This is a genomic window from Frigoribacterium sp. CFBP 13605, from assembly GCF_014839405.1.
In the GTDB taxonomy this organism is placed as follows: Bacteria; Actinomycetota; Actinomycetes; order Actinomycetales; family Microbacteriaceae; genus Frigoribacterium.
On record NZ_JACYNS010000005.1, the window covers coordinates 32,182 to 52,167 of the forward strand.

Below are 19,986 nucleotides of genomic sequence, written 5' to 3' on the forward strand. Positions count from 1 at the left end.
ACCAGGTCACCCGGGTCACGACCGCCGTCGGGCGCCTCCGCCTAGCCCATGCGGGAGGCGCGGTGCCGGACCACGAGGACCGTGCCACCCATCGCCATCAGCACCAGGGCGAGCGCCAGCCACCCGGCCAGGGGCGCGGAGCCCGTGAAGGCGAGCGAGCCGTCCGCGGTCGGTGCGGTCGTGCCCGGGGTGACCGCCCCGGGACCGGCACCCGGCACGGTCGGACCGGCTCCGGGCGTCGCGCCCGGGTCGGTCACCGGAGGCGCGGGGTCGACGGGAGCGGCGAGCAGCGACACCCCGACGACGACCGGGTCGTGGTCGCTCGAGCGGAACTGGTCGGGCTGGTACAGCTGCTCGGCGTTGTAGTTGAAGCGGCTGTACTCGAGGCCGATGCCCTCACCCGAGTTGATGTTCCAGATGTCCACGCCCGTGACGGCCTCGGCCGCGGCGGGCGAGGCGAGCACGTGGTCGAGGGACCCGCTGAGACCGCTGAAGACGTAGCTGTACTCGTCGGTCCCGGTCGAGCCGAGGTCGACGTAGCCGGCCTGGCGGAGCACCTCGATCGGGTCCTCCTGGCTGTAGGCGTTGAAGTCGCCGAGCAGGAACACCTTGTCGGTCCCCGCAGCGGCCTCACGCTCGGCGGCGAAGGCGACCAGGGCGTTCGCCTGGTTGACGCGCGAGCCGTTCGAACCGCCCTGACCGTCCCCCTGGTCGGCGTCCGGGCCCGAACCACTGCCCTTCGACTTGAAGTGGTTCGCGATCGCGACGAAGGTCGACCCGGCGTCACCGCCGACGGGCCGGAAGGCCTGCGCGAGCGGCTGCCGGGCGTTGCTGAACGCGGCCGATCCGGTCAGGATCGTCGACCCTCCGACGGGCTCGGCGACGGCCTTCTTGTAGATGAAGGCCAGACGGATGACGTCCTCGTTGGCGGGCAGCGCCTCCGGTGAGCGCGCGTAGTCCCAGACCTCGCTGCCGGCCGCGGCGTTGAGCGCCCCGACCAGGGTCGCGAGTGCGGAGTCGCGGTCCTCGCCGAAGCGGGCCGAGTTCTCGATCTCCTCGAGCGACACGACGTCGGCGCCCAGGGCGGTGATCGCCGTGACGATCTTCACCTGCTGGCGGGCGAGGTTCTCGGCGTTCGCGGCACCACGAGCGTCGCAGCCGCTGTTCACCGTCACCGGCGCACCCGCGCGGTCCGTGTAGAACGTGCAGCCGCGCAGCTGGTCGCCCGTCGTCGTGAAGTAGTTGAGCACGTTGAAGCTGGCGAGCTTCAGGTCGCCTCCCACCTCGCGCGGGGCGTCGGTCCGGATGTCCTCGAACGTGACGGGCAGGTCGCCGTAGGCCGTGTCGCCCGTGAGGCGGGCGGTCGGCTGGTACTTCCAGGCCGAGTTGCGGAAGTCGAACACGACCGGCTTCGTGAAGGCGACCGAGGCGCCCACCGTGACGGGGTTCTCGTTCGAGAGGTAGGGCAGCGGGATCGACTGGTTGGCCGCGGTGAAGAAGTTCGTCGTGGCACCGTCGTCGAGGGTCACTGCACGGGCCGCGTTGTCGGCGACCACCGCCGCGTAGCCGGGCGAACCCGGTCGGGCGACCTCGGTGGGCTGGATCAGCGGCCGGTCACCCGAGGCGAGCTTGACCTCGCCGTACTGGTTCGTCGTGTAGGTGTCCGCGACGGTGAACTCGCCCTGAGGCAGCACGAGCATGCTCTCGAGCGTCTCGCGCTGGGCGTCGGTGGCGGGCAGGCCGACGGTCGCCGCCCGCGGCGCCACCACGCTCGAGGCGTCGAGCGCCCGGAGCGACGCCGCACCGGTGACGGTGATCTGCGTCAGGCCGAAGAACTCGGTGACGGTCCCGTCGACCTCGACGTAGTCGCCGACGGCGACCGAGGAGGCGGTGCTCGCGGAGTACACGAACAGCGCGTCCGACGCGACGTGCGTCGCCAGGTCGAGTGCGCCACCGGTGCCCGGGGTCTGGATGACGTAGCCGTCGAGGCCGCCCGTGGGGTAGGTGGCCGTGACGACGCCCCGCGTGGTCACCGTGCGACCGACGAGAGGGCTCGTGCCGGTCGCACCCTGGATCTGGGCGACCGTCACGTCGGCCTCGGGGGTCGGCTCGGGCTGCGGCTCGGGCTCCGGACCGGGCTCGGTGCCCGTGCCGCCGGAGTTCTGCGGGGTGACGGTGGTCTGCGTCGAGAAGTCGGCCGCGTTGACGTCGGTGTCCACACCAGCGGTGCGGGCCAACGAGTTGGGCGTCGGGTTCGTTCCGGTCACGGGAGCGACGGTCGTCTCGAAGGTGTTCGAGGCGCCGTAGCCGAGCAGGTCGACCACGCCCGGCGTCCCGGCGGGGATCGAACCGGGTGCGAGCGTCAACGGCTCGGCGCCGTTCGACAACAGGACCGTTCCCGTGGTGCCGCTCGGGTTGAGCGAGGCACTCGCGTCGGGGGCGGGCAGGTCGGCGCCCGTGGTGCCGTTGCCCGGGATCGCCACGAGGAAGTAGCCACCGGCCGCGATGGTGCCGGCGAGTTCGGCGGCGGAGAACTGCCCGGCGCCCGTCGCCGAGCGGTACTGCAGGGACCAGCCGGCCAGCGACACCGACGCCGTCGTGGGGTTGTACAGCTCGACGAACTTGCGGTTGAAGGGAGCGTTGGCGCTGCCTCCCTTGAGGTAGGCCTCGTTGATGACCACCGACGAGCCGTCGGGCGCGGCGAGGGCGGGCGCGGCGGTCGCGAGAGGGGCGAGCCCGAGCGCGAGGGCCATGCCCGTCGTGAGGGCGAGGGCCTTGAGTGGGCGGGGGCGTGGCGACATGACGTCCTTCGTGATCGGGTCGGGCTCCGGTCACCGTAGGCGGCACAGGTGCACCACAGGTGTCGCAGAACAATCGCCAAGGTAAACGACCCCCGCCCGGGGGGCCAGTCCTCACTTGTGCGGACCCCTCCTGCTCCCTGCACGACGAAGGGCCCGTCACCTCGCGGTGACGGGCCCTCCGAGTGGTGCTGGTGGGACTACTTGGCTGCTTCGTCGTCCGACTTCGCAGCAGCGTCGGCCTCGACCTCGTCGGCGGCAGCCGTCTCGGTCTCGGTCTCGACGGGAGCCGACTCCTCGACGGTCTCGGTCTCGTCGACGGGAGCCTCGGTGGGCTCCTCGGCGACGGGCTCGGCGACCGGAGCCGCCGCGGCGGTGGTCGTCGAGTTCTTGACCTTGGGGCTCACGGGCTCGAGGACGAGCTCGATCGACACCATCGACGCGTTGTCACCCTTGCGGAAGCCGAGCTTCGTGATGCGGGTGTAGCCGCCGTCACGGTTCTCGACCAGCGGGGCGATCTCGGTGAAGAGGATGTGGGCGGCCTCTTTGTTGTTGCGCAGGGTCTGCATGGCGCGACGACGCGAGTGCAGGTCGCCACGCTTCGCGAAGGTCACGAGACGCTCGGCGACGGGACGGAGGCGCTTGGCCTTGGTCTCGGTCGTCTTGATCGTCTTGTGCTCGAAGAGCGAGGCGGCCAGGTTGGCCAGCATGAGGCGCTCGTGCGCCGGGCCGCCTCCGAGGCGGGGTCCCTTGGTGGGCTTGGGCATTGTCTGTTCCTAAGTGAGTCGAGAGTGGAGGGCGTCGGGCGGAGAGACCTAGTTGGTGGTCTCTTCTTCGTCGTAACCGCTGTAGAAGTGGGCTCCGTCGAACCCGGGGACCGTGTCCTTGAGCGAGAGGCCGAGCTCGACGAGCTTGTCCTTCACCTCGTCGACCGACTTCTGACCGAAGTTGCGGATGTTCATCAACTGGGTCTCGGACAGGGCGACCAGCTCGGACACCGTGTTGATGCCCTCGCGCTTCAGGCAGTTGTAGCTGCGGACCGACAGGTCGAGGTCCTCGATCGGGGTCTGCAGCTCGCTCGACAGGACGGCGTCGACCGGCGCGGGGCCGATCTCGATGCCCTCGGCGGCGGTGTTCAGCTCGCGGGCGAGGCCGAACAGCTCGGTCAGCGTGCGACCGGCCGAGGCGATGGCGTCACGGGGCGAGATCGACGGCCTCGACTCGACGTCGACGACCAGGCGGTCGAAGTCGGTGCGCTCACCGGCACGCGTCGCCTCGACGCGGTAGGTGACCTTGAGCACGGGCGAGTAGATCGAGTCGATCGGGATCTGACCGGCTTCGCTGAACTCGCTGCGGTTCTGCACGGCCGACACGTAACCACGGCCACGCTCGATCGTGAGCTCGAGCTCGAACTTCGCCTTGTCGTTCAGTGTGGCGATGACGAGCTCGGGGTTGTGGATCTCGACGCCGGCCGGAGCCGAGATGTCGGCGGCCGTGACCTGACCCGCACCCTGCTTGCGCAGGTAGGCCGTGATGGGCTCGTCGTGCTCGCTGGCGACGACCAGCTGCTTGATGTTGAGGATGACCTCGGTGACGTCCTCTTTCACTCCGGGGACGGTCGTGAACTCGTGCAGCACACCGTCGATGCGGATGCTGGTGACAGCAGCGCCGGGGATCGACGAGAGAAGCGTGCGGCGCAGCGAGTTGCCGAGGGTGTAACCGAAGCCTGGCTCGAGGGGCTCGATCACGAAGCGGGAGCGGAACTCCGAGATGTTCTCCTCGGTGAGGGTGGGGCGCTGTGCAATGAGCACTGTTTAATCCTTTCGGCGAAGAGTCCGCTATATGACTCTTGGCGGTACGACAGGTGGCTGGCCCGTCGGGTCTGTTGAGTTGTGGGCGCCTCGGGCGAACACGCGGGAGGCGGTGCTGACGCGGGGGAGCCCGCCGTACCCGACGGACCCCGGTGACGGGGCCCGTCGGGCACGGCGGGCGGTAACTCAGTTAGACGCGACGACGCTTCGGCGGGCGGCAGCCGTTGTGCGCCTGGGGGGTGACGTCGTTGATCGAACCGACCTCGAGGCCTGCGGCCTGGAGCGAGCGGATCGCCGTCTCGCGACCCGAACCCGGGCCCTTGACGAAGACGTCGACCTTCTTGACACCGTGCTCCTGCGCCTGGCGGGCGGCGGACTCGGCGGCGAGCTGCGCGGCGAACGGGGTCGACTTGCGCGAGCCCTTGAAGCCGACGGCGCCGGACGAGGCCCAGCTCAGGACGGCGCCCGAGGGGTCGGTGATCGAGACGATCGTGTTGTTGAACGTGCTCTTGATGTGGGCCTGGCCCACGGCGACGTTCTTCTTCTCTTTGCGGCGGGGCTTACGCGCGGCCGTCTTCGGTGCTGCCAATTTTTTCTCCTACAACCTTGAGGGGCGTACGGCGGGAGCCGAGGCCTATCGAGCCTTCTTCTTGCCGGCGACGGTGCGCTTCGGGCCCTTGCGGGTACGAGCGTTCGTCTTGGTGCGCTGGCCGCGGACGGGGAGGCCGCGGCGGTGGCGGATGCCCTCGTAGCTACCGATCTCGACCTTGCGGCGGATGTCGGCGGCCACCTCGCGGCGGAGGTCACCCTCGACCTTGTAGTTGCCCTCGATGTAGTCGCGGAGCAGGACGAGCTGGTCGTCCGTGAGGTCCTTGACGCGGATGTTGCCGTCGATCTCGGTCTCGGCGAGAGTCTTGAGCGCGCTGGTGCGGCCGACTCCGTAGATGTAGGTCAGTGCGACTTCGACGCGCTTGTCGCGCGGGATGTCAACGCCTGCTAGACGTGCCATGATGGCCTCTTTTCAGAGATGGTGGAGGTCTGTCACAGCACCGGTGCCCGGGCCTCCGACCCGGGGTGTCCCCCGCCTCCGACCACCCTGTCGGGCTTCCGTGACGAGTTCTGGTGCTGCTGGGAGGGTGTTGCTGTGTGACCCGGCTCGGCCGGGTCGGCATCGGCACGTCGCCGGAGCGACGGACGAGTCAGCCCTGACGCTGCTTGTGGCGCGGGTTGCTCTTGCAGATGACCATGACGTTGCCCTTGCGGCGGATGACCTTGCAGTGCTCGCAGATGGGCTTGACGCTGGGGTTGACCTTCATTGCTGATTCCTTGATCTCGCTGGCTTCGTGCCCCACGGGTGCGTGGGGCCGTTCCTTTCCAGCACGCCCTACTTGTAGCGGTAGACGATCCGGCCGCGGGTCAGGTCGTAGGGGCTGAGCTCCACGATCACACGGTCTTCGGGCAGGATGCGGATGTAGTGCTGCCGCATCTTGCCGGAGATGTGCGCGAGGACCCTGTGTCCGTTGGTCAACTCAACGCGGAACATCGCGTTGGGCAGAGCTTCGATCACTGCGCCTTCGATTTCGATGACACCGTCTTTTTTGGCCATAGCCTCACTGTCGCTAAGAATAGGGGTGTTGGTCGTGCGGGGATGCGATGCCCAGGCGCGCAGAAACGCACACGGAACACCAAAGGTCGATCCTAGGTGATGCCGGTATAGTTCAGCAACCCGGCTGGTCAACCCGACACGCCGGAGCACCCGCCGACCTCTGCCGCCCACCTCGGCCGTCGTCTCGTCGGGTACGCGTCACGACTGCCGGGAGCACCATGCCTGACCGCTCGACCACCCCCTCCTCCCCTCGAGGGGTCGCTCGTCACGGCCGACTCCGCCGCCGCGGCCCCGTCCGCATGCTCCTGGGGCTCGTCGCCGGGACGATGGCCGTCGTGCTCGTGAGCGGCGTGTCCGTCGCGGCCATCGCGGTCCGCTCCGCGACCTCGGGCGTGCAGACGGTCTCTCTCGGCAACGAGGACGAGGTCGCCGGGGTCGACATCTCGGCCATCCAGGGCGGCGCCAACATCCTGCTGGTGGGCAGCGACGAACGCGACGACGGCAGCCAGGTCGACGCCGGCGAGGTCGACGGCATCCGCAACGACGTGACGATCCTGGCCCACCTCTCGGCGGACCACACCCAGCTGACGGCCGTGAGCTTCCCCCGCGACCTGATGATCGACGTACCCGAATGCGTCGGCGACGACGGCCAGGTGTACCCGGCCGAGGACTACGTGCAGTTCAACACGACCCTCGGACGCGGTGGCCTCTCGTGCACCGTCAAGACGGTCGAGGGCATGACCGGACTGGCGATCCCCTACGCCGGCAAGATCACCTTCGACGGCGTCATCGAGATGTCCAACGCCATCGGTGGCGTCGACGTGTGCGTCACGCGGACGATCCGGGACACCGACTCGGGCATCGACCTGACCGCGGGCACCCACACCCTGCAGGGCGCCGAGGCCCTCGCCTTCTTGCGGACCCGACACGGCGTCGGCGACGGGAGCGATATCGCGCGCATCAGCTCGCAGCAGGTCTTCCTGTCGTCGATGATGCGCAAGATCATCTCGGGCGGCACCCTCGGTGACGTGACGACTCTCTACAAACTCGCGTCGGCCGCCCTGAGCAACATGACGTTGTCGTCCACCCTCGACTCCCCCGACACGCTCGTGCGCCTGGCCCTCGCGCTGAAGGACATCCAGCCCGCGGGGATCGTCTTCGTCCAGTACCCGGTCGTCGACGATCCGCGGGACCCGAACAGGGTGGTGCAGTCCACGACCGACGCCGCCGCCCTGAACGCCGCCCTGAACGCCGACCAGAAGTTCACCCTCGGCGACGACAGCGCCGGACGTGGCTCCGTCTCGGACGGAACGGCCCCGGTCGCGACCACGCCCCCCGCCGCACCGAGCGAGACGTCGACGCCGTCCGACACGACGTCGGAGTCCTCCGTGCCGGCCGCCCCGGCTGCGACGGAGGCGCCGACGACCACGCTGCCCTCGACCATCACGGGCCAGTCGGCGGCCGAGGCCACCTGCAGCGTCGGCTCGTCCCGCTGAGCCGCACCGCGCCTCCTCGCGTCGTCGGCGTGAGCCGAGGAGGCGCGGGTCAGGCGATCGGGACGGGTGTCACTCCCAGCGGAGACAGACCCGCAGCGCCGCCGTCCTGTGCCGTGAGCACCCAGATGCCGCCGTCGTGCACCGCGATCGAGTGCTCCCAGTGCGCGGCCATCGAGCCGTCGCGCGTGCTGACGGTCCACCCGTCGTCGTGGGTCACGGTGTCGATTCCGCCCGACGTGACCATGGGCTCGATGGCGATCACGAGGCCGGGCCGGACGGCGGGGCCACGTCCGCGGACGCGGTAGTTGAACACCGGCGGGTCCTCGTGCATCGAACGACCGATGCCGTGGCCGGTGTAGTCCTCGATGATGCCGAAGTCGCCCTGCCCGTCGATGTAGTCCTCGATGGCGCCCCCCACCTCGTTGAGGTGCGAGGCTGACGCCAGCGCGGCGATGCCGTGCCAGAGGGACTGCTCGGTGACCTCGTTCAACCGACGACGCTCGGCCACCACGTCAGGGCGGTCGGCATCGTCCAGGACGAAACTCCGTGCGCTGTCGCCGTTCCAGCCGTCGAGTTGCGCTCCGCTGTCGACGGAGACGAGGTCCCCCGCCGCCAGCACGCGCGAACCGGGGATGCCGTGCACGACCTCGTCACCGACCGACGCACACACCGTGTGACGGTAGCCGGGCACCAACATGAAGTTGGGTTCTCCCCCACCGTCTCGGATGACGGCTTCGGCGACGGCGTCGAGTTCGAGCGTGGACACGCCGGGACGAACGGCGGACTGGACGGCGTCGAGCGACGCGGCCGTCAACAGCCCCGGCGCGACCAGACGTCTGAGTTCGTCGGCCGTCTTGTAGATGCCGGAGCGGCGGAACGCCACGAGGTCAGGAGGCCGAGGCGACGGACGTGAAGCCGCGAGCGGCCAAGGCCGACTCGATGCGCCCGGCGACCTCGTCGATGCTGCCCAGACCGTCGACCTCGACGAGGATGCCTCGATCTCGGTACGAGTCGATCAGGGGTGCGGTCTCGCGGAGGTAGACGTCCTGGCGGTGGCGGATGGCGTCCTCGGTGTCGTCGGAACGACCCTGGTCGACGGCACGCCGGCGCAGTCGCTCGACGATCTCGTCCCGCTCGGCGACCAGCTGGACGACGGTCGTCAAGGACTGCCCCTGCGCAGCGAGGTGCTCGTCGAGGAATTGGACCTGCTGCAGCGTGCGTGGGTAGCCGTCGAGGAGGAAGCCCTCGCTCGCATCGGCCTGCGACAGCCGGTCGGAGATGAGCTCGTTGGTGAGGCTGTCCGGTACGTAGTCGCCCGCGTCGAGGATCGCCTTGACCTTGAGACCGAGCTCGGTCTCGTTCTTGACGTTGGCGCGGAAGATGTCGCCGGTCGAGATCGCGGGGATGCCCAACGACTCGGCGATCGCGACCGCCTGGGTGCCCTTGCCGGCCCCGGGGGGACCGACGATGAGGAGGCGCGGGCTGAGTCGGGTCTCAGCGGCGCTCATCGGAGCAGGCCCTCGTAGTGACGCTGCTGCAGCTGCGAGTCGATCTGCTTGACCGTCTCGAGGCCGACGCCCACGATGATCAAGATGCTGGCGCCTCCGAAGGGGAAGTTCTGGTTCGCACCGACCGTGGCCAACGCGATCAGCGGGATGAGCGCGATGATGCCGAGGTACAGGGCACCGGGCAGCGTCACACGCGTCAGGACGTAATCGAGGTACTCGGCCGTGGGGCGACCGGCCCGGATGCCCGGGATGAACCCACCGTACTTCTTCATGTTGTCGGCGACCTCTTCGGGGTTGAAGGTGATCGCGACGTAGAAGTAGGTGAACCCGACGATGAGGGCGAAGTACAACACCATGTAGAGCGGGTTGTCGCCCGAGGTGAGGTTGGCCTGCACCCAGCTGACCCAGGCGGGCGGAGCCGTTCCGTCGGAGGGTTGGTTGAACTGGGCGACGAGGGCCGGGAGGTAGAGCAGCGACGAGGCGAAGATGACCGGCACGACGCCGGCCATGTTGACCTTGATCGGGATGTACGTGTTGTTGCCACCATACGTGCGCCGCCCGACCATGCGTTTGGCGTACTGGACGGGGATCCGCCGTTGGGACTGCTCGACGAAGACCACGAGCGCCATGATGATCAGTCCGACCGCGATGACGAGGAGGAAGATCTCGAAGCTGCGCGACTGCGCGATGCTCCAGAGGGCCGTCGGGAAGCGGGCGGCGATCGAGGTGAAGATCAGCAGCGACATGCCGTTGCCGATGCCGCGCTCGGTGATGAGTTCGCCCATCCACATGATGAGGCCGGTACCGGCGGTCATCGTGACGACCATGAGCATGACGGCGTACCAGGCGTCGTTCGTGATCAGCTGGCTGCACTCCGCGATGCCGGACGAACCGAACAGGGCACCCGAGCGGGCCACGGTGATGAGCGTCGTCGACTGGAGGACACCGAGAGCGATGGTGAGGTACCGCGTGTACTGCGTGAGCTTCGCCTGCCCGGACTGGCCCTCTTTGTAGAGGGTGTCGAAGTGAGGGATGACCACGCGCAGCAACTGCACGATGATCGACGAGGTGATGTAGGGCATGATGCCCAACGCGAACACGGACAGCTGCAGCAGAGCGCCGCCGCTGAACAGGTTGACGAGCTCGTAGAGACCCGAGGTGCCCTGGTTGCCCGCGAGACAGGCCTGCACGTTCTGGTAGTCGACGAACGGCGCGGGGATGAAGCTCCCCAACCGGAAGAGCGCGATGATGCCGAGCGTGAACCCGATCTTGCGACGCAGGTCGGGGGTGCGCATGATGCGCGCGACAGCTCTGAACACGTGGGGCCTCCCGGTATGAAGGATAGACGACTGATGGGGGTGGCCCTGTCGGACCACCCCCTCAGGTGATTTTTACTTGCTGACGGACCCGCCGGCGGCGACGATCTTGTCCTCGGCGGAGCCGGAGACCTTGTCGACCGCGACGGTGAGCTTGACGCTCAGGTCGCCCTGTCCGAGGACCTTGACCTTCTCGTTCTTCCGAACGGCACCCTTGGCGACGAGGTCACCGACGGTGACGTCACCACCCTGCGGGTAGAGCTCGTTCAGCTTCTCGAGGTTGACCACCTGGTACTCGACGCGGAACGGGTTCTTGAACCCGCGCAGCTTCGGAGTACGCATGTGGAGCGGCATCTGGCCACCCTCGAATCCGACCTTGACCTGGTACCGGGCCTTCTGACCCTTGGTGCCACGACCGGCCGTCTTACCCTTCGAGCCCTCACCACGGCCGACGCGCGTCTTCGCCTTCTTGGCACCGGGAGCCGGACGAAGGTGGTGCACCTTGAGCACCTGGGGACGCGCGACGTCGTCGGAGGACGTCGTCGAGGCGGGAGCGGCCTTGGTGGTCGAACCCGTCGAAGCAGCGGCCTTGTCGGCTGCGGGCTTCTTGGCGGCAGCCTTGGGAGCTGCTGCCTTGGTGGTCGTCGCCTTGGGGGCGGCGGCCTTCTTCGGGGCGGCCTTCGCGGCGGCCTCGTTCTTCTCGTCAGCCATTAGTCAATCTCCTCGACCTTCACGAGGTGGGCGACCGTGTTGACGTAGCCGCGGTTCTGCTTGGTGTCCTCGCGAACGACCGACTGGCCGATGCGCTTGAGGCCCAGGCTCCGCAGCGTGTCACGCTGGTTCTGCTTCTCGCTGATTACGGACTTGATCTGGGTCACCTTGAGGTTGGCGGCCATCAGGCACCTGCCTTCTCGGTCGCGGCGGTACGAGCTGCCTGCTCGGCACGGACCATGAAGGCCGGCATGACAGCGTCGATGTCGAGTCCACGACGGGCGGCGACGGCACGCGGCTCTTCGAGCTGCTGCAACGCCTCGACCGTGGCGTGGACGATGTTGATCGTGTTCGACGAACCGAGCGACTTGCTCAGGACGTCGTGCACGCCGGCGCACTCGAGCACGGCGCGGACGGGACCACCGGCGATGACACCGGTACCGGCCGAGGCCGGACGCAGCATGACGACGCCTGCAGCGGCTTCACCCTGCACGGGGTGCGGGATCGTGTTGCCGATGCGCGGGACGCGGAAGAAGTTCTTCTTTGCCTCTTCGACGCCCTTGCTGATGGCCGTGGGGACCTCTCGGGCCTTGCCGTAGCCGACACCGACCAGTCCGTTGCCGTCACCGACGACGACGAGTGCGGTGAAGCTGAAGCGACGACCGCCCTTGACGACCTTCGACACGCGGTTGATCGTGACGACGCGCTCCAGGAACTGGCTCTTGTCGTCACGGTCGCCGCGTCCGCGGCCACCCTGGTTGCGGTCACCGCGACCCTGGCCGCCACGGCGGTCGGTGCGACCACCCTCGCGGTTGTTCGACTCCGAGCCGGCAGCGGTCTCGACGGGACGCTCGACGACGGCCTCAGCCGGTGCCTTGGTCGCTTCGGTCTCTGCGGGGGGAGTGGTGTTCGTAGCGTCGCTCACAGGTTCAAACCAGCCTCTCGGGCGCCTTCGGCGATGGCCGCGACGCGTCCGGCGTACTTGTTGCCGCCGCGATCGAACACGACGGCCTCGATGCCCGCAGCCTTCGCACGCTCGGCGACGAGCTCGCCGACCTTGCGGGACTTCGCGGTCTTGTCACCGTCGAACGTACGCAGGTCGGCCTCGAGGGTCGATGCGCTGGCGACGGTGAAGCCCTTGCTGTCGTCGACGACCTGCACGAACACGTGCCGGGCCGAACGGGTGACGACGAGACGGGGGCGCTCTTCGGTGCCCACGACCTTCTTGCGCAGGCGGGTGTGACGGCGCTTGGTGGCAGCCGACTTGCTTTTTCCTCGTGTACCGAGACCCATGATTACTTACCTGACTTTCCGGCCTTGCGGCGGACGACCTCGCCGGCGTAGCGGACACCCTTGCCCTTGTAGGGCTCGGGCTTGCGCAGCTTGCGGATGTTGGCAGCCATCTCGCCGACGGCCTGCTTGTCGATCCCGACGACGGTGAGCTTGTTGTTGCCCTCGACCGTGAAGCTGATGCCCGCGGGCGGCTCGACGGTGATGGGGTGCGAGTAGCCCAGGGCGAACTCGACGTTCGAGCCCTTGGCCTGGACGCGGTAACCGGTTCCGACGACTTCGAGGCCCTTGGTGTAGCCCTCGGTGACGCCGATGATCTGGTTGGCGATCAGGGTGCGCGTGAGGCCGTGGAGCGAACGCGACTCGCGCTCGTCGTCCGGACGGGTCACGACGACCGTGCCTTCTTCGATCTTGGCTTCGATGGGGCTCTTGACGACGAGCGACAGCTCACCCTTGGGGCCCTTGACGCTGACGGCCTGGCCGTCGATCTTCACGTCGACCCCGGCAGGGATCGAGATGGGGAGTCTTCCGATTCGAGACATGACGAGTTACCACACGTAGGCGAGGACTTCTCCGCCTACGCCCTTCTTCTGGGCCTCACGGTCGGTCAACAGACCGGAGGAAGTCGACAGGATGGCGACACCGAGGCCACCGAGCACCTGGGGGATCTCGGTCGACTTGGCGTAGACGCGGAGGCCGGGCTTCGACACGCGCTTGATGCCCTTGATGGAGCGCTCACGGGCGGGGCCGTACTTGAGGTCGATCGTGAGGGTCTGGCCGACGCGGGCGTCTTCGACCTTCCACGACTCGATGAAACCCTCGCGCTTGAGGATCTCGGCGATGTGGGACTTGAGCTTGCTGCTCGGGAGCGACACGGTCTCGTGGAAAGCCGAGTTCGCGTTGCGCAGTCTGGTCAGCAGGTCTGCGACCGGATCTGTCATCGTCATGCGGTTTGTCACTTTCTCGTCCGGTTTCGACATCCGGTACACCGGGTGCCGACCTGGGCGATCGATTGGTCGACGAGCGGTTCTCGTCGACCTCAGGGGAACGGCCGGCAACTCTACGAGAGAGTTGCCGACCGGACGATCTTAGTTGGCCGAGTCGGCCGAACGGAACGGGAACCCGAGCGCCTTGAGCAGCGCGCGACCCTCGTCGTCGTTCTTGGCGGTCGTGACGACGGTGATGTCGAAGCCACGGACGCGGTCGATGCGGTCCTGGTCGATCTCGTGGAACATGCTCTGCTCGTTGAGACCGAAGGTGTAGTTGCCGTTTCCGTCGAACTGGCGGTCGCTCAGACCGCGGAAGTCGCGGATGCGGGGCAGCGCCAGCGACAGCAGTCGGTCGAGGAACTCCCAGGCGCGGTCACCGCGGAGCGTGACGTGGGCACCGATCGGCTGGCCCTCGCGCAGCTTGAACTGCGCGATGGACTTGCGTGCCTTGGTGACCTGGGGCTTCTGGCCGGTGATGGCCGTCAGGTCCTTGATGGCACCGTCGATGATCTTGCTGTCGCGAGCGGCCTCACCGACACCGGTGTTGACGACGATCTTCACGAGCCCGGGCACCTGGTGCACGTTCGTGAAGCCGAAGTCGGACTTCAACTGCTCGATGATCTCGGCGCGGTACTTGGCCTTCAGCCGCGGGAGGGCCGTGGCGGCCTGCGTGGTGGTGTCGGTCATCAGAGGTTCTCACCAGACTTCTTGGCGTAACGGACGCGAACGGTCTTGGACACGCCGTCCTTGGTGACCGTCTCTTCGCGGAAGCCGACGCGGGTGGGCTTCTTGGTCTTGGGGTCGACGACGGCGACGTTCGACACGTGGATCGGAGCCTCGTGCGTCTCGATGCCACCGGTCTTGGAACCACGCTGGGTCTGGCCGACGCGCACGTGCTTGGTCACGAAGTTGACGCCTTCGACGACCACGCGGTTGCGCTCGACGAGCACCTCGAGGACCTTGCCCTGCTTGCCGCGGTCTCCGCCGCGGGCCTGCGAGGCACCGGTGATGACCTGCACGAGGTCACCCTTCTTGATGTTTGCCATGACTTAGATAACCTCCGGCGCCAGCGAGATGATCTTCATGAACTTCTTGTCGCGGAGTTCGCGACCGACCGGTCCGAAGATGCGGGTTCCGCGGGGGTCTCCGTCGGCCTTCAGGATCACTGCGGCGTTCTCGTCGAACTTGATGTAAGAGCCGTCCGGACGACGGACCTCTTTCTTGGTGCGAACGATGACGGCCTTGACGACGTCACCCTTCTTCACGTTGCCACCGGGGATGGCGTCCTTCACCGTGGCGACGATGACGTCACCCAGGCCGGCGTAACGACGGCCGGAGCCACCGAGCACGCGGATGGTGAGGATCTCTTTTGCCCCGGTGTTGTCGGCGATCTTGAGGCGGGATTCTTGCTGAATCACTTGTGTCTCCTTCTACGCAAGCAGGCCGCGAGGCCTACTTCGCCTTCTCGAGGATCTCGACCAGGCGCCAGCGCTTGGAGGCGCTGAGCGGACGGGTCTCGCTGATCACGACGAGGTCGCCGACGCCGGCCGAGTTGGCCTCGTCGTGGACCTTGACCTTGGACGTGCGGCGGATGACCTTGCCGTACAGGGGGTGCTTCACGCGGTCCTCGACCTCGACGACGATGGTCTTCTCCATCTTGTCGCTGGTCACGTAGCCGCGACGCGTCTTGCGGTAGCCGCGGACCTCGACGGCAGCCGAGTCGACCTCGGTCTTGTTCTCGGTGGCCATTACTTGCTCTCCTCGGCGGTCTCGTCAGCCGTCTCGGCCGGCTTGTCAGCCTTCTTGGTCGACTTCTTGGCGGCCTTGGGGGCCGCCTCGACCGGGGCGGGGGTGGCACGGATGCCGAGCTCGCGCTCACGCAGGACCGTGTAGATGCGAGCGATGTCGCGCTTCACGGCACGCAGGCGGCCGTGGCTCTCGAGCTGGCCGGTGGCCGACTGGAAGCGGAGGTTGAAGAGTTCTTCCTTCGCCTTCTTCAGCTCATCGACGAGACGCTCGTCTTCGAATGTGTCGAGCTCGACAGGACGGAGCTCCTTGGAACCGATCGCCATTATGCGTCGCCCTCCTCGCGCTTGATGATGCGTGCCTTGAGGGGCAGCTTGTGGATTGCGCGAGTGAGTGCCTCTTTGGCGATCTCCTCGCTCACGCCGCTGAGCTCGAAGAGCACGCGACCCGGCTTGACGTTCGCGACCCACCACTCGGGCGAGCCCTTACCGGAACCCATGCGGGTCTCGGCGGGCTTCTTCGTGAGGGGACGGTCGGGGTAGATGTTGATCCACACCTTTCCGCCACGCTTGATGTGACGCGTCATGGCGATACGAGCGGACTCGATCTGACGGTTGGTCACGTAAGCGGGCGTGAGGGCCTGGATGCCGTACTCACCGAAGCTGACCTTGGTGCCACCAGTGGCCTGGCCGCTACGGCCGGGGTGGTGCTGCTTGCGGTGCTTGACACGACGGGGGATAAGCATGGTTACGCCTCAGCTCCTGTGGTGGCGGGTGCCTTCTGCTCGCGGGGAGCGCGGTCGCCCCCGCCGCGGCGGGCGCCGTCACGGTCGTTGCGGCGCTCGGGGCGAGACGACTTCTGGTTCGCCTGCTCGCGCGCGAGCTCCTTGTTGGTGATGTCGCCCTTGTAGATCCAGACCTTGACACCGATGCGACCGAAGGTGGTCTTGGCCTCGTAGAAGCCGTAGTCGATGTTGGCGCGGAGCGTGTGCAGGGGCACGCGGCCCTCGCGGTAGAACTCCGAGCGGCTCATCTCGGCGCCGCCGAGACGGCCCGACACCTGGATGCGGACACCCTTGGCACCGGCACGCTGGGCGCCCTGGAGCCCCTTGCGCATCGCACGACGGAACGCCACGCGAGCAGCGAGCTGCTCGGCGATGCCCTGGGCGACGAGCTGGGCCTCGGCCTCGGGGTTCTTGACCTCGAGGATGTTGAGCTGGATCTGCTTGCTCGTGAGCTTCTCGAGGTCGCCGCGGATGCGCTCGGCCTCGGCGCCACGACGACCGATCACGATGCCCGGACGGGCCGTGTGGATGTCGACGCGGACGCGGTCACGGGTGCGCTCGATCTCGATCTTCGCCACGCCGGCGCGGTCGAGCGAGGTCTTCAGCAGGGTGCGGATCTTGACGTCCTCGGCGACGTAGTCGCTGTAACGCTGTCCCGGCTTCGTGCTGTCGGTGAACCACCGCGACACGTGGTCGGTGGTGATGCCCAGACGGAAGCCGTACGGGTTGACTTTCTGGCCCATTACTTGCTCGCCTTCTTCGTAGCGTCGGCAGCCTCGACCTCATCAGGCGTCGAGAGGACGATCGTGATGTGGCTGGTGCGCTTCAGGATCTTGAAGGCGCGGCCCTGTGCACGCGGCTGGAACCGCTTGAGGGTGGCGCCCTGGTCGACGAATGCACGACTGATGTACAGGTCCTGCTCGTCGAGGTAGCTGTTCGAGGCGTCCGCCTTCACCCGGGCGTTGGCCATGGCCGACGCGACGAGCTTGTAGACGGGCTCGCTGGCGCCCTGAGGTGCGAACTTCAGGATCGCCAGAGCCTCGGCGGCCTGCTTGCCGCGGATCAGGTTGACGACACGACGGGCCTTCATGGGGGTGACGCGGATGTGACGCACGCGTGCGATCGACTCCACCATTTCTCTCCTCCTTCACGTCGCCGCGTTAGCGGCGACGACCCTTCTTGTCGTCCTTCACGTGACCACGGAAGGTGCGGGTGGGCGCGAACTCACCGAGCTTGTGGCCGATCATGCTCTCGGTCACGAACACGGGGATGTGCTTGCGTCCGTCGTGCACAGCGATGGTGTGCCCAAGCATGTTGGGGACGATCATCGAACGGCGCGACCAGGTCTTGATGACGTTCTTGGTGCTGGCCTCGTTCTGCGAGACGACCTTGCGAAGCAGGTGGTCGTCAACGAAGGGGCCCTTCTTAAGACTGCGTGGCATCTTCTACAACTCCTACTTACGCTTCTTGCCAGCGTTACGACGACGGACGATGAGCTTGTCGCTCTCTTTGTTGGGGTGACGCGTGCGGCCCTCTTTCTGGCCCCACGGGCTGACCGGGTGGCGTCCACCGGAGGTCTTGCCCTCACCACCACCGTGCGGGTGGTCGACGGGGTTCATGGCGACACCACGCACGGTCGGGCGGACGCCCTTCCAGCGCATGCGGCCGGCCTTGCCCCAGTTGATGTTCGACTGCTCGGCGTTGCCGACCTCGCCGATCGTGGCGCGGCAGCGGGCGTCGACGTTGCGGACCTCGCCCGACGGCAGACGGAGCTGCGCGTAGGGGCCGTCCTTGGCGACGAGACGCACCGAGGCACCGGCCGAGCGGGCCATCTTCGCGCCTCCACCGGGCTTGAGCTCGATGGCGTGGATGACGGTACCGACCGGGATGTTCTTGAGCGGCAGGTTGTTTCCGGGCTTGATGTCGGCGCCGGCACCCGACTCGACGACGTCGCCCTGCTTCAGCTTGTTCGGCGCGATGATGTACCGCTTGGTGCCGTCCACGAAGTGCAGGAGCGCGATGCGAGCCGTGCGGTTGGGGTCGTACTCGATGTGAGCGACCTTGGCGTTGACGCCGTCCTTGTCGTTGCGACGGAAGTCGATGACGCGGTACTGGCGCTTGTGGCCACCACCGATGTGACGGGTCGTGATGCGGCCGGCGTTGTTACGGCCACCGGACTTCGAGAGCGGGCGCAGCAGCGACTTCTCGGGCGTCGAACGCGTGATCTCCGCGAAGTCGGCGACCGACGAACCGCGGCGACCCGGGGTCGTGGGCTTGTAGTTACGAATTGCCATGATTTATGCCTCTGCTCCCTAGCCGACAGCCGTGAAGATGTCGATGGAACCGGACTTCAGCGTGACGATGGCGCGCTTGGTGTCCTTGCGCTTGCCGGTGCCGAAGCGGGTGCGACGGGTCTTGCCCGTTCGGTTGAGCGTGTTGATGCTGTCGACCTTGACGTCGAAGATCTTCTCGATGGCGAGCTTGATCTCGGTCTTGTTCGAACGCGGGTCCACGAGGAAGGTGTACTTGCCCTGGTCGATCAGGGAGTAGCTCTTCTCGGAGACGACGGGCGCGATGATGACGTCGCGGGGGTCTTTTCCGTAGCCGCTCATGCGGTGGCCTCCTTCTTGGTCTTCGAGGCGACGAAGCCGTCGAAGGCGCTCTTCGTGAAGACGATGTCGTCGCTGACGAGGACGTCGTAGGCGTTCAGCTGGTCGAACGTGATCACGTGGACCGTGGGCACGTTGCGGACGCTCTTGAGGGTCAGCGTGTCGTCGCGGTCGGTGACGATCAGGACGTGCTTGCTCGAGGCGATCGACGCGAGCAGCTCGAGAGCGACCTTGGTCGAGATCGAGTCGGCGACGAAGCTCTCGACGACGTGGACGCGGGCGCCACGAGCGCGGTCGGACAAAGCACCGAGCAGGGCTGCGGCGATCATCTTCTTGGGGGTGCGCTGGGCGTAGTCGCGGGGCTGCGGGCCGTGGACGATGCCACCGCCGGTCATCTGAGGAGCGCGGATCGAACCCTGACGGGCGCGGCCGGTGCCCTTCTGCTTGAACGGCTTGCGACCGGCGCCGGAGACCTCGCCGCGACGCTTGGTCTTGTGCGTGCCCTGACGTGCGGCGGCCTGCTGGGCGACGACGACCTGGTGGATGAGCGGGACGTTCGTGACGACGTCGAAGAGCTCGACGGGGAGCTCGACCGTGCTGGTCTTCTGGCCCTTGGCGTCGACGACGTCGACCGAAGCGGCCGATGCGGTAGTGGTGGCCATGAGCTACTTCCCCTTCACGGCGGTGCGGACGAAAACGATGCGGCCACGAGCACCGGGGACGGCGCCCTTGACGAGCAGCAGACCCTTCTCGGCGTCGACGGCGTGCACCGTGAGGTTGAGGATGGTGACGCGCTCGCCACCCATGCGACCGGCCATGCGCATGCCCTTGAAGACACGGCTGGGGGTCGAGGAGGCACCGATCGAACCGGGCTTGCGGTGGTTGCGGTGCGCACCGTGCGAGGCGCTGACGCCCTTGAAGTTGTGACGCTTCATGACACCGGCGAAGCCCTTGCCCTTGGACGTTCCGACGACGTCGACCTTCTGGCCGGCTTCGAAGGTGTCGACCGTGAGCTCCTGGCCGAGTGCGTACTCGGCGGCGTCGGCGGTGCGGACCTCGGTGAGGTGGCGACGGGGGGTGACGCCCGCGGCGTCGAAGTGACCCGTGGAGGGCTTGTTCGACTTGCGGGGGTCGATCTGGCCGGCCGCGATCTGGACGGCGGTGTAGCCGTCCTTCTCGAGCGAGCGGACCTGGGTCACGACGTTCGGGGCGATCTCGACGACGGTGACGGGGACGAGCTTGTTGTTCTCGTCCCAGACCTGGGTCATGCCGAGCTTCTTGCCGAGCAGGCCCTTGACGTTCTTGGTGGTGCTGATGGTCAT

Annotated in this window: 30 protein-coding genes; 1 reads left to right on the forward strand and 29 read right to left on the reverse strand. The window is 67.2% G+C overall.

Annotated elements, in window-relative coordinates:
- Nucleotides 1-41 precede the first annotated feature (41 nt).
- From IFT36_RS03000 to infA, 7 genes are all read right to left on the reverse strand, one after another.
- Complete coding sequence (locus IFT36_RS03000; RefSeq protein WP_249408439.1) at nucleotides 42-2,801, reverse strand: ExeM/NucH family extracellular endonuclease; 2,760 nt, start codon at nucleotides 2,799-2,801, stop codon at nucleotides 42-44.
- Between the two features lie 197 nt (nucleotides 2,802-2,998).
- Nucleotides 2,999-3,565, reverse strand: a complete 567-nt coding sequence (gene rplQ, locus IFT36_RS03005) for a 50S ribosomal protein L17 (protein WP_200412384.1) — start codon at nucleotides 3,563-3,565, stop codon at nucleotides 2,999-3,001.
- 48 nt (nucleotides 3,566-3,613) lie between these two features.
- Nucleotides 3,614-4,609, reverse strand: coding sequence for a DNA-directed RNA polymerase subunit alpha (locus IFT36_RS03010; RefSeq protein ID WP_200412385.1), 996 nt, complete (start codon nucleotides 4,607-4,609; stop codon nucleotides 3,614-3,616).
- Nucleotides 4,610-4,799: 190 nt separating this feature from the next.
- Nucleotides 4,800-5,198 carry a 30S ribosomal protein S11 gene (gene rpsK / locus IFT36_RS03015; RefSeq protein WP_043593323.1) on the reverse strand — a complete coding sequence of 133 codons (399 nt, stop codon included), beginning with the start codon at nucleotides 5,196-5,198 and terminating at the stop codon, nucleotides 4,800-4,802.
- A gap of 45 nt (nucleotides 5,199-5,243) precedes the next feature.
- Entirely contained in the window at nucleotides 5,244-5,618 is a 375-nt protein-coding gene (rpsM, locus tag IFT36_RS03020; RefSeq protein WP_043593325.1) for a 30S ribosomal protein S13, read from the reverse strand.
- A gap of 190 nt (nucleotides 5,619-5,808) precedes the next feature.
- Nucleotides 5,809-5,925, reverse strand: a complete 117-nt coding sequence (gene rpmJ / locus IFT36_RS03025) for a 50S ribosomal protein L36 (RefSeq protein ID WP_043593327.1) — start codon at nucleotides 5,923-5,925, stop codon at nucleotides 5,809-5,811.
- 68 nt (nucleotides 5,926-5,993) lie between these two features.
- On the reverse strand, nucleotides 5,994-6,215 hold the full coding sequence (gene infA, locus IFT36_RS03030; RefSeq protein ID WP_043593329.1) for a translation initiation factor IF-1: 222 nt from the start codon (nucleotides 6,213-6,215) through the stop codon (nucleotides 5,994-5,996).
- A gap of 218 nt (nucleotides 6,216-6,433) precedes the next feature.
- On the opposite strand from infA, the gene IFT36_RS03035 reads away from it, so the two are divergent.
- On the forward strand, nucleotides 6,434-7,711 hold the full coding sequence (locus IFT36_RS03035) for an LCP family protein (RefSeq protein WP_082460059.1): 1,278 nt from the start codon (nucleotides 6,434-6,436) through the stop codon (nucleotides 7,709-7,711).
- A gap of 49 nt (nucleotides 7,712-7,760) precedes the next feature.
- Here the strand turns inward: IFT36_RS03035 and map are convergent, their stop codons facing one another.
- The 22 genes from map to rplC form a co-directional block, all read right to left on the reverse strand.
- The gene (map, locus tag IFT36_RS03040; protein WP_123571286.1) at nucleotides 7,761-8,594 is read right to left on the reverse strand and encodes a type I methionyl aminopeptidase; all 834 of its coding nucleotides are present in this window, start codon (nucleotides 8,592-8,594) and stop codon (nucleotides 7,761-7,763) included.
- A 4-nt stretch (nucleotides 8,595-8,598) separates the two neighbouring features.
- Nucleotides 8,599-9,219, reverse strand: a complete 621-nt coding sequence (locus IFT36_RS03045) for an adenylate kinase (protein ID WP_200412386.1) — start codon at nucleotides 9,217-9,219, stop codon at nucleotides 8,599-8,601.
- Complete coding sequence (gene secY, locus IFT36_RS03050) at nucleotides 9,216-10,538, reverse strand: preprotein translocase subunit SecY (protein ID WP_043593336.1); 1,323 nt, start codon at nucleotides 10,536-10,538, stop codon at nucleotides 9,216-9,218. The genes IFT36_RS03045 and secY overlap by 4 nt, the downstream gene beginning before the upstream one ends.
- Nucleotides 10,539-10,610: 72 nt before the next feature.
- Entirely contained in the window at nucleotides 10,611-11,246 is a 636-nt protein-coding gene (gene rplO, locus IFT36_RS03055; RefSeq protein ID WP_082460060.1) for a 50S ribosomal protein L15, read from the reverse strand.
- Nucleotides 11,246-11,431: a 50S ribosomal protein L30 gene (rpmD, locus tag IFT36_RS03060; protein WP_043593338.1), complete on the reverse strand. Its 186-nt coding sequence runs from the start codon at nucleotides 11,429-11,431 to the stop codon at nucleotides 11,246-11,248. Before rpmD ends, rplO begins: the two co-directional genes overlap by 1 nt.
- A complete protein-coding gene (gene rpsE, locus IFT36_RS03065; protein WP_043593339.1) occupies nucleotides 11,431-12,171 on the reverse strand; it encodes a 30S ribosomal protein S5 in 741 nt (246 codons plus the stop codon). The genes rpmD and rpsE overlap by 1 nt, the downstream gene beginning before the upstream one ends.
- Nucleotides 12,168-12,539, reverse strand: a complete 372-nt coding sequence (gene rplR / locus IFT36_RS03070; protein WP_043593341.1) for a 50S ribosomal protein L18 — start codon at nucleotides 12,537-12,539, stop codon at nucleotides 12,168-12,170. Before rplR ends, rpsE begins: the two co-directional genes overlap by 4 nt.
- A 2-nt stretch (nucleotides 12,540-12,541) precedes the next feature.
- The gene (rplF, locus tag IFT36_RS03075; RefSeq protein WP_043593343.1) at nucleotides 12,542-13,078 is read right to left on the reverse strand and encodes a 50S ribosomal protein L6; all 537 of its coding nucleotides are present in this window, start codon (nucleotides 13,076-13,078) and stop codon (nucleotides 12,542-12,544) included.
- A gap of 6 nt (nucleotides 13,079-13,084) precedes the next feature.
- Nucleotides 13,085-13,483 carry a 30S ribosomal protein S8 gene (gene rpsH / locus IFT36_RS03080; RefSeq protein WP_043593344.1) on the reverse strand — a complete coding sequence of 133 codons (399 nt, stop codon included), beginning with the start codon at nucleotides 13,481-13,483 and terminating at the stop codon, nucleotides 13,085-13,087.
- Between the two features lie 141 nt (nucleotides 13,484-13,624).
- On the reverse strand, nucleotides 13,625-14,212 hold the full coding sequence (rplE, locus tag IFT36_RS03085) for a 50S ribosomal protein L5 (RefSeq protein ID WP_043593346.1): 588 nt from the start codon (nucleotides 14,210-14,212) through the stop codon (nucleotides 13,625-13,627).
- Entirely contained in the window at nucleotides 14,212-14,571 is a 360-nt protein-coding gene (gene rplX / locus IFT36_RS03090; protein ID WP_043593348.1) for a 50S ribosomal protein L24, read from the reverse strand. The genes rplE and rplX overlap by 1 nt, the downstream gene beginning before the upstream one ends.
- 3 nt (nucleotides 14,572-14,574) lie before the next feature.
- A complete protein-coding gene (rplN, locus tag IFT36_RS03095) occupies nucleotides 14,575-14,943 on the reverse strand; it encodes a 50S ribosomal protein L14 (protein ID WP_043593350.1) in 369 nt (122 codons plus the stop codon).
- Between the two features lie 34 nt (nucleotides 14,944-14,977).
- On the reverse strand, nucleotides 14,978-15,274 hold the full coding sequence (rpsQ, locus tag IFT36_RS03100; protein WP_056043557.1) for a 30S ribosomal protein S17: 297 nt from the start codon (nucleotides 15,272-15,274) through the stop codon (nucleotides 14,978-14,980).
- The gene (gene rpmC, locus IFT36_RS03105) at nucleotides 15,274-15,597 is read right to left on the reverse strand and encodes a 50S ribosomal protein L29 (RefSeq protein ID WP_054145424.1); all 324 of its coding nucleotides are present in this window, start codon (nucleotides 15,595-15,597) and stop codon (nucleotides 15,274-15,276) included. Before rpmC ends, rpsQ begins: the two co-directional genes overlap by 1 nt.
- Nucleotides 15,597-16,016 (reverse strand): 50S ribosomal protein L16, encoded by a 420-nt coding sequence (gene rplP, locus IFT36_RS03110; protein WP_043593355.1) that lies wholly within the window; start codon nucleotides 16,014-16,016, stop codon nucleotides 15,597-15,599. Before rplP ends, rpmC begins: the two co-directional genes overlap by 1 nt.
- A gap of 2 nt (nucleotides 16,017-16,018) precedes the next feature.
- Nucleotides 16,019-16,798, reverse strand: coding sequence for a 30S ribosomal protein S3 (gene rpsC, locus IFT36_RS03115; RefSeq protein WP_043593357.1), 780 nt, complete (start codon nucleotides 16,796-16,798; stop codon nucleotides 16,019-16,021).
- The gene (gene rplV, locus IFT36_RS03120; protein ID WP_043593358.1) at nucleotides 16,798-17,190 is read right to left on the reverse strand and encodes a 50S ribosomal protein L22; all 393 of its coding nucleotides are present in this window, start codon (nucleotides 17,188-17,190) and stop codon (nucleotides 16,798-16,800) included. The genes rpsC and rplV overlap by 1 nt, the downstream gene beginning before the upstream one ends.
- A 25-nt stretch (nucleotides 17,191-17,215) precedes the next feature.
- A complete protein-coding gene (rpsS, locus tag IFT36_RS03125; protein WP_043593360.1) occupies nucleotides 17,216-17,497 on the reverse strand; it encodes a 30S ribosomal protein S19 in 282 nt (93 codons plus the stop codon).
- 12 nt (nucleotides 17,498-17,509) lie between these two features.
- The gene (rplB, locus tag IFT36_RS03130; RefSeq protein ID WP_056043560.1) at nucleotides 17,510-18,349 is read right to left on the reverse strand and encodes a 50S ribosomal protein L2; all 840 of its coding nucleotides are present in this window, start codon (nucleotides 18,347-18,349) and stop codon (nucleotides 17,510-17,512) included.
- 18 nt (nucleotides 18,350-18,367) lie between these two features.
- Complete coding sequence (rplW, locus tag IFT36_RS03135; protein WP_043593363.1) at nucleotides 18,368-18,667, reverse strand: 50S ribosomal protein L23; 300 nt, start codon at nucleotides 18,665-18,667, stop codon at nucleotides 18,368-18,370.
- Nucleotides 18,664-19,326 (reverse strand): 50S ribosomal protein L4, encoded by a 663-nt coding sequence (gene rplD, locus IFT36_RS03140; RefSeq protein WP_043593365.1) that lies wholly within the window; start codon nucleotides 19,324-19,326, stop codon nucleotides 18,664-18,666. Before rplD ends, rplW begins: the two co-directional genes overlap by 4 nt.
- Before the next feature lie 3 nt (nucleotides 19,327-19,329).
- Nucleotides 19,330-19,980, reverse strand: a complete 651-nt coding sequence (rplC, locus tag IFT36_RS03145) for a 50S ribosomal protein L3 (protein WP_173154863.1) — start codon at nucleotides 19,978-19,980, stop codon at nucleotides 19,330-19,332.
- Nucleotides 19,981-19,986: the final 6 nt, after the last annotated feature.

Coding starts and splice junctions, on each gene's coding strand:
- rplE (WP_043593346.1), bottom strand. CDS start 14,212: ATGACCGACACCACCACGCAGGCCGCCACGGCCCTCCCGCGGCTGAAG.
- rplD (WP_043593365.1), bottom strand. CDS start 19,326: ATGGCCACCACTACCGCATCGGCCGCTTCGGTCGACGTCGTCGACGCC.
- IFT36_RS03045 (WP_200412386.1), bottom strand. CDS start 9,219: ATGAGCGCCGCTGAGACCCGACTCAGCCCGCGCCTCCTCATCGTCGGT.
- infA (WP_043593329.1), bottom strand. CDS start 6,215: ATGGCCAAAAAAGACGGTGTCATCGAAATCGAAGGCGCAGTGATCGAA.
- rplF (WP_043593343.1), bottom strand. CDS start 13,078: ATGTCTCGAATCGGAAGACTCCCCATCTCGATCCCTGCCGGGGTCGAC.
- rpsC (WP_043593357.1), bottom strand. CDS start 16,798: ATGGGCCAGAAAGTCAACCCGTACGGCTTCCGTCTGGGCATCACCACC.
- rpsQ (WP_056043557.1), bottom strand. CDS start 15,274: ATGGCCACCGAGAACAAGACCGAGGTCGACTCGGCTGCCGTCGAGGTC.
- rplQ (WP_200412384.1), bottom strand. CDS start 3,565: ATGCCCAAGCCCACCAAGGGACCCCGCCTCGGAGGCGGCCCGGCGCAC.
- rplB (WP_056043560.1), bottom strand. CDS start 18,349: ATGGCAATTCGTAACTACAAGCCCACGACCCCGGGTCGCCGCGGTTCG.
- rpmJ (WP_043593327.1), bottom strand. CDS start 5,925: ATGAAGGTCAACCCCAGCGTCAAGCCCATCTGCGAGCACTGCAAGGTC.
- rpsS (WP_043593360.1), bottom strand. CDS start 17,497: ATGCCACGCAGTCTTAAGAAGGGCCCCTTCGTTGACGACCACCTGCTT.
- rplV (WP_043593358.1), bottom strand. CDS start 17,190: ATGGTGGAGTCGATCGCACGCGTGCGTCACATCCGCGTCACCCCCATG.
- rplX (WP_043593348.1), bottom strand. CDS start 14,571: ATGGCAAACATCAAGAAGGGTGACCTCGTGCAGGTCATCACCGGTGCC.
- rplR (WP_043593341.1), bottom strand. CDS start 12,539: ATGGGTCTCGGTACACGAGGAAAAAGCAAGTCGGCTGCCACCAAGCGC.
- rpsM (WP_043593325.1), bottom strand. CDS start 5,618: ATGGCACGTCTAGCAGGCGTTGACATCCCGCGCGACAAGCGCGTCGAA.
- rpmD (WP_043593338.1), bottom strand. CDS start 11,431: ATGGCCGCCAACCTCAAGGTGACCCAGATCAAGTCCGTAATCAGCGAG.
- rplP (WP_043593355.1), bottom strand. CDS start 16,016: ATGCTTATCCCCCGTCGTGTCAAGCACCGCAAGCAGCACCACCCCGGC.
- rpsH (WP_043593344.1), bottom strand. CDS start 13,483: ATGACGATGACAGATCCGGTCGCAGACCTGCTGACCAGACTGCGCAAC.
- IFT36_RS03035 (WP_082460059.1), top strand. CDS start 6,434: ATGCCTGACCGCTCGACCACCCCCTCCTCCCCTCGAGGGGTCGCTCGT.
- rplW (WP_043593363.1), bottom strand. CDS start 18,667: ATGAGCGGCTACGGAAAAGACCCCCGCGACGTCATCATCGCGCCCGTC.
- IFT36_RS03000 (WP_249408439.1), bottom strand. CDS start 2,801: ATGTCGCCACGCCCCCGCCCACTCAAGGCCCTCGCCCTCACGACGGGC.
- rplO (WP_082460060.1), bottom strand. CDS start 11,246: ATGGCTGACGAGAAGAACGAGGCCGCCGCGAAGGCCGCCCCGAAGAAG.
- rpmC (WP_054145424.1), bottom strand. CDS start 15,597: ATGGCGATCGGTTCCAAGGAGCTCCGTCCTGTCGAGCTCGACACATTC.